The organism is Sporocytophaga sp., assembly GCF_017745095.1.
GTDB lineage: Bacteria > Bacteroidota > Bacteroidia > Cytophagales > Cytophagaceae > Sporocytophaga.
The window spans coordinates 645-6,741 of the sequence record NZ_JAGHZZ010000044.1 but is presented as its reverse complement, the minus strand read 5'-3'; the positions used below and the strand labels follow the sequence as shown (position 1 = coordinate 6,741).

At 35.0% G+C, this 6,097-nt stretch carries 2 protein-coding genes; both read right to left on the bottom strand.

Annotated elements, in window-relative coordinates:
- Positions 1 to 468: 468 nt before the first annotated feature.
- A complete protein-coding gene (locus J7604_RS26000; RefSeq protein ID WP_293903231.1) occupies positions 469 to 2,475 on the bottom strand; it encodes a hypothetical protein in 2,007 nt (668 codons plus the stop codon).
- An 874-nt stretch (positions 2,476 to 3,349) separates the two neighbouring features.
- The coding region (locus J7604_RS25995; protein ID WP_293903228.1) for a T9SS type A sorting domain-containing protein at positions 3,350 to 6,097 on the bottom strand (2,748 nt) is incomplete at its 5' end.

Here is a 6,097-nt window from a genome sequence, read left to right as displayed (position 1 = left end):
TCCGGCCGGTGCGCCACCGGCCGGGGAGGAGGAGTTAATTTTTAAAACCTGGAAAAGTATTTTAAAGGTAAATAATATTCACTCAATGAACTCAATGCGTCTGGAATGTATAATACTTATCAAGCTACTATGGATAATGCTCAATTGGTCAATATTAAAGCTTTTACAAGCTGAGACCCAAAGAGACATAAGTCTACATAAATTAAGTCATACAATGATGAGCAGATCAAAAATACTTAAGCTATCTATCATAAAAGACTACTCACGGCTTTACAATTGGTTATTAGACTTGCTTTATATAAGTACACAGCATCATCAAAAAGAATATATTCCTCGGTCTGTGGCTCACAGACCAAAAGCTTTCCAAATGAGGCTAACTCGAATTGTTCTTAAGTTAAAATTAAGTGTGGACCATTATTCAAGATTCCGTCCAGTGCGCCACCGGCAGGGGAGAAGAGAATAGGAGCTTTAATCTTTCTTTTTGTTCACTGAAAAGTGTTTGTATGTCTCCATTATTGCAGGTGAAAAATTATAAATATATACTTCGTCAGATCTTAGCAGATATGGATTATCAGTATTATTTATTTTCTTTTTGATAAGGTCTACCGCATCTCCTGTGCGATATATTTTCTTTTGTACAAGCCTTCCTGCTTTATTATAGATAAGATGAATGTCCATATCTTTTTCTTCATTGTAACTTCTGGTAAGTTGTCCACGTTCATTATATTCATCAAAGTAACCCCTAAAAAGTATGGTTTTAGAATATTTCCTTTCTTCCACAACTTTTAATTTAGTATTGTATTTAACAACGGATGAATCCCTTTCGTGAGAAGGCCTTTGCAGATGACTTATATAAATCTTAGTATAGCTCCCGTCGGGTTCATAGATTGTAAAATCACCATACTGTTCACCGTCTTTCTTATAGGTGGTTATCTTTTCAGATTTTTTTAAACTTCCATCCGGAGCATACTCAAATTGCTCTAGTATGTCAGATTTATCTTTGATATTGGTTTTACTGGATTTCAGACGACCAGCCATATATTCATGCTGAACAGTTCGTCTTTTTTGATTTGTTGCAATAGAGTCTTTCTCGGAGATCAGCTCTCCGTTTTTATTATAACCATAAACAGTGATAAGATTGATTTTCCCTGTAAAAGGACTGTACTCTTCTTTTCTGATGTCTTTTTCTGTAGACCAGTCAAGAATATATTTGGTCTCTATCAAATGGCGCTTATCGTATTCTGGATTGTGATAGATTATTCTGGTTTTAGTTTTTTTAAGAGAGTCGATCACTGTTTCTAAAATTTTTCCATAGGAATGCTTACATGAGTTATCGGTTTCCTGTCCATAGGTAATTAAACGAAGTACCTTTTTCTCCTTATCATACTCTTGTTTCTCCTCTCTTAATATAGTATTTGAGAATAAAATAGAATCTTTATTTTTATATATATAACTGAACGATTCTTCCGGATCTTTATAGCCAATTGTATAATACTTACTGTGTTCAAAGACAGGATAATCAAAATTCTTTTCCCTGTTGATAATGGAATAAGAGGTATCTATATTATAAATGATCCATTCATAATCGGAAGGTTTATGACCGACCTCTATATCGCCGCAACTCATGTCGTCAATCTGTTCATCCATTATCCGGAATGTTCGGTTCGAATATCCATATCTGTCTTTTTCATAATAATATCTTTCATGGGTTGTATATGATAAGTACCTTCCAAACTCCTCTTTCTCAACCAGCCTTCCTTCCAAGTCAAAATGTTCAATACTATTAATATGGGGATCCGCTTCATCGTATTGATGACTGATTTCAATCCTTTCAGGCATGCTGTCGCGATCAACCCTGTAGTTTATGGTCATTTTTTCATTTGAAGAGATCAGGTAATCTGATTTAAAGATTCCGTCTGATAGTTGATTTTGAATGGTATATTGTTGTAATCGCGGCCCTTTATAAGTCCAGTTTTCCTGAAGATACCTTGTAGAATTGTCCGGGTCAGGATACACTCTCTTTTCCGTTATTTTCCCTTTCTCAAATTTTACCCATTCGAGGATGGCTGTATTAGTCTTTGGTGTATTAACTATCTTTCCATTTTTGGATTCCCTTTCAGTGAAGTAATTGATTCTTTTAGTGATGGATGAATTGTGATCATTTAATTTAACAATTTGCCTGTACAGTTTGTCCCCATGATATTTGGATTCATTGACCAGCTCTCCATTTACATCATATTCGTAAGTTGTTGTTTCATGATAATATGCACTGTCGAGACAGTTCTGACCGTAAGAATTGTAATGGTACTTAACTACTCTTACAAGTCTGTACTGATGGTCATAAGAACGTTCTTCAATCAGAGAGGTATTTAAATTATTATGTTTAAGGTAAATAGAAGTTACTCTTTCTTTTTGCCCAAAAATTAAATTTGAAGAGAAGCAGAAGAGGAATATTAGGATATACTTTAATTTCAATTTGTAAAAAGATTTATTCCTGCCAAAATATCGAATTTTGAAATGATCCTCAAATCTTATCGAAGCTATAACTGGCAACATTTTTTAGTGTGCTGTATCAGAAGTATTTAGGACTACTACAAACTTTTATTTCTTAAATCTTAAATAAAATCCCTGAGCCCAATTAAAGAAACGGGGATATTATCTACCAATTCAAGTATCATTAGAACTCCATCAGTAATAGGTAAATAGGTCTTGGAATATTGACCGCGATCCTAAATCATTGTCAGGTGGTGATAAGTATTGAGTTGTGATAATTAAATTTCTTTTTATATTATGAAAGAATAGCGATGCACTCGTATTCTCGAAAATCCTTGCTGCAAGTGAGGACTATCGGGGGCTATTGGATTGAAGCCAAACTAGACTTCAACCCAATAGTATAAAGGCTATTCCTCGGTCTGTGTCGCACAGACCGAAAGCTTTCCCAATGTGCTAAACCTGAAATGTTCCATACTTAAAATTAAGTGTAGACCATTATTCAAGATCCCGGCCGGTGCGCCACCGGCCGGGGAGGAGGCCGTCAACTTAGTGATGAGATAAGTAAAAAATAGTTTTCCCTGCTATATAAAAGAGAAGTAATAATGGAAAAAGAGAGCAACAGTTTGAGCAACAGCAACAAAATATTCCAGCAATAGTCTTGCTGTTGCTCAAACTGTTGCTAATTTACTTTAATTAAGAATTATGTAATTCTATTCCTCGGTCTATGGCTCACAGACCGAAAGCTTTCCAAATGAGGCTAACTCGAATTGTTCTTAAGTTAAAATTAAGTGTAGACCATTATTCAAGATTCCGGCCGGTGCGCCACCGGCCGGGGAAGAAGTGTATAAAGGCTTTATTATTTGATTGAAATTTTTTGAGTAAAAAGGTCATCTGCTGTTATTACCTGTAGTAAATATATACCAGATGGAATATGAGATAACGATACATCTATGCTTCCGGAGGTTTCAACAGAGTGAGACATTACAACTTTTCCCAAATTATCTGTTAGTTTAATAGATTTTATATTTCCACCATTTGAGTTAACAATGGTAATGTTCTCGGATGCCGGATTAGGATAAAAGTTAAAACCAGACTTTTTCTGTTCTGAGATTGATGTGGAAGTATTGGCAATGATCAATAGGTTTATCAGATCATATCCAAAGGAATTTAATGCTTTTAAAGTCAATTCACATTCTCCTATGTAAGCTGTTGTTCCAGCAATCTTTCCTGAAGAATTATCCAATATTAAACCAGAAGGAAGGTTTCCTTTTGTAATCTCAATAGTTGAAAAGTCTTCTGCAGGCAACCAATGCTCTACGGGTTGCTTTGAGGTTATGTATAAGGTATCGCTTTCTTTGCATACTGGTATTTGATCCATATTTGAAAAGTCAGAAACATAATTGCCATTTTGATCGACTGTGAAAAGGATTAAATTACAACTTGTGGAGCTGGTTGCATTTGGATCCATAAAATAATCACCGATACCAAATCCATTGGTTTTGCCTACAATACAATATTTGTTATTTCTGGTTTCGGAAATTGCATAAGCTACATCTTGTCTTCCGGCAGGATAGGTTTTGGACCACTGATATTCACCTTTTGAATTTAATTTTACAAGCAGGATATATCGCAAAGTTATTGAACTGTTAGGTTGAGGGCTGGAATGTGTACCGGCGATTAAAAAGCCATCGTCTAAAGTCCTTTTCATGTCAAAGGTCTCAATATAATTATCAACCACAATTCCCATAGGGGTTGTAGAATATAGCAAATTTCCATTTATGTCAAACTTCATAAGATGAAGGTAAGAACTATTTGTGGATGCACGGCTTCCAGCAATGACATACTCATTATTCTTAGTAGCCTGCACGGAATGATTGAAAAATTCATATGCCCGAAGTTCATCTTCTTTCATCCATACAACCTTCCCATCATGACTGATTTTTGTTATAAACATTTTTGGCTTATCTGAAGAAAAGTATGTTCCTGAAATAACATAGCAAGAATCATTTGCAGGGATTATTGTTTGTTTGTAGTCTTCAATTCCATACCCTGATCCTTTTAAGTTGCCATTTAAAACTTTTATTGAATTTTTCCATAATGTTTTCCCTTCATTGTTGAAAGCCATTACTATTAAAGAATCGCGTGTTTCGTTAATACCAGTTCCCACAAAGCCGCTATTATGGCCCTTTGTGATATCGTATATAGTACCATTGCCTGTACCTCTTATCCATTCAAGCGTCCCGTTATTCTTTAGTTTATAGATATAACCTTTTCCTGACATACTTTCACCACTCATTATAATGCCATCAGGAAAGCCAGCTTCAACAAATCCAAATCTCAATGAATCATAATTCCTTTCCCATTCGAGCTCTTGAAACTTATTTAGTTTATACAGCCTGACATCATAGGTAGCATAAGACAGCATAACCTGTCCACCATCGGTGGTGGCACTTATATCAAATCCTCTTTCATCACCTTCATTTCCTAATACAATAAATTCCTTTGATCTGTCTATATTAAAATTAATCGTATCCGATACCCCTGCAGAATCTTTTCCGATAGGTGTAACCCTGAATAAGGCAGAAGAGCTTCCTGTTACATCTTTTGCACTGTTCCAATAAAAGTGATATGCACTTCCCGCACCATTGTATGTAGATGAAATAGGATAAACTTCTTTGTCAAGAGAAATAGAGGCGTTTTTCCAGGTTAGACCATTGTCCAGAGAATATTCTTTTTTTATGGTCATTGCAGGATCATTTGTTTGACTGAATAGTTGATAACTTATATAAACGTATTTAGTCTGTGGCCTGAAAAGATCAGTAACCTTTACTGTTAAAGGTGTTTGTCCCGATGTGACAGTTTTATAAATCAGGTCTTTGTTGCCATAAGTAAAACCGATTTTATTATTTAGGAAATAACATTGCTGACCTAAATTTAAAGAGGAAATAATATACCAGGTTATTCCTCCATCTTTTGACTTGTAATTGATATCCTTTGTAAAATAATATCCGGTCTTTGAGTCTGTAAAATATACATATCCTGGTTTAGTGAATTTAAAATTATTGCCAGGTGTTTTTACAAACCACGTATTCCCGCCATTATAGCTACACAATAGAAAGGAAGAGATCCAGGAATTGTCAGACCCTGAAGCTATTATAATTGTATCTTTGCTTATTATCTGGGGCTTTCCATAATATCCTTTGGCTGTGTCAGATTTAAGAGCATATTTCCAGGTGTTTCCTCTGTCTGTACTCTTTAGTAAGTTGCCAGATTTGTCCCAGTATAAAACTCCATCCTTTTGTATTATTCTTCCCATATAACTATTCGTCGCAAAATCAGGAATGGCTGAATACGTTTGCCACGACACGCCTGCATCAATAGATCTATATGAAGTCCCTTTCCAGACTACAAATAAAGTATCCTTATTGATGCAACTAATAGGACTGAGAGGTAAGTTATTGTAGGTGTCTGAGTTTTCATATTTAAAATCATGTATAACATTCCATGTTTTTCCTGTATCGAGAGAATGATACAAATAATTACTAAAATGGATATAGATTACAGAATCTGCTAAACAAAAAGATGCATTGCCACTAGTTAGAAC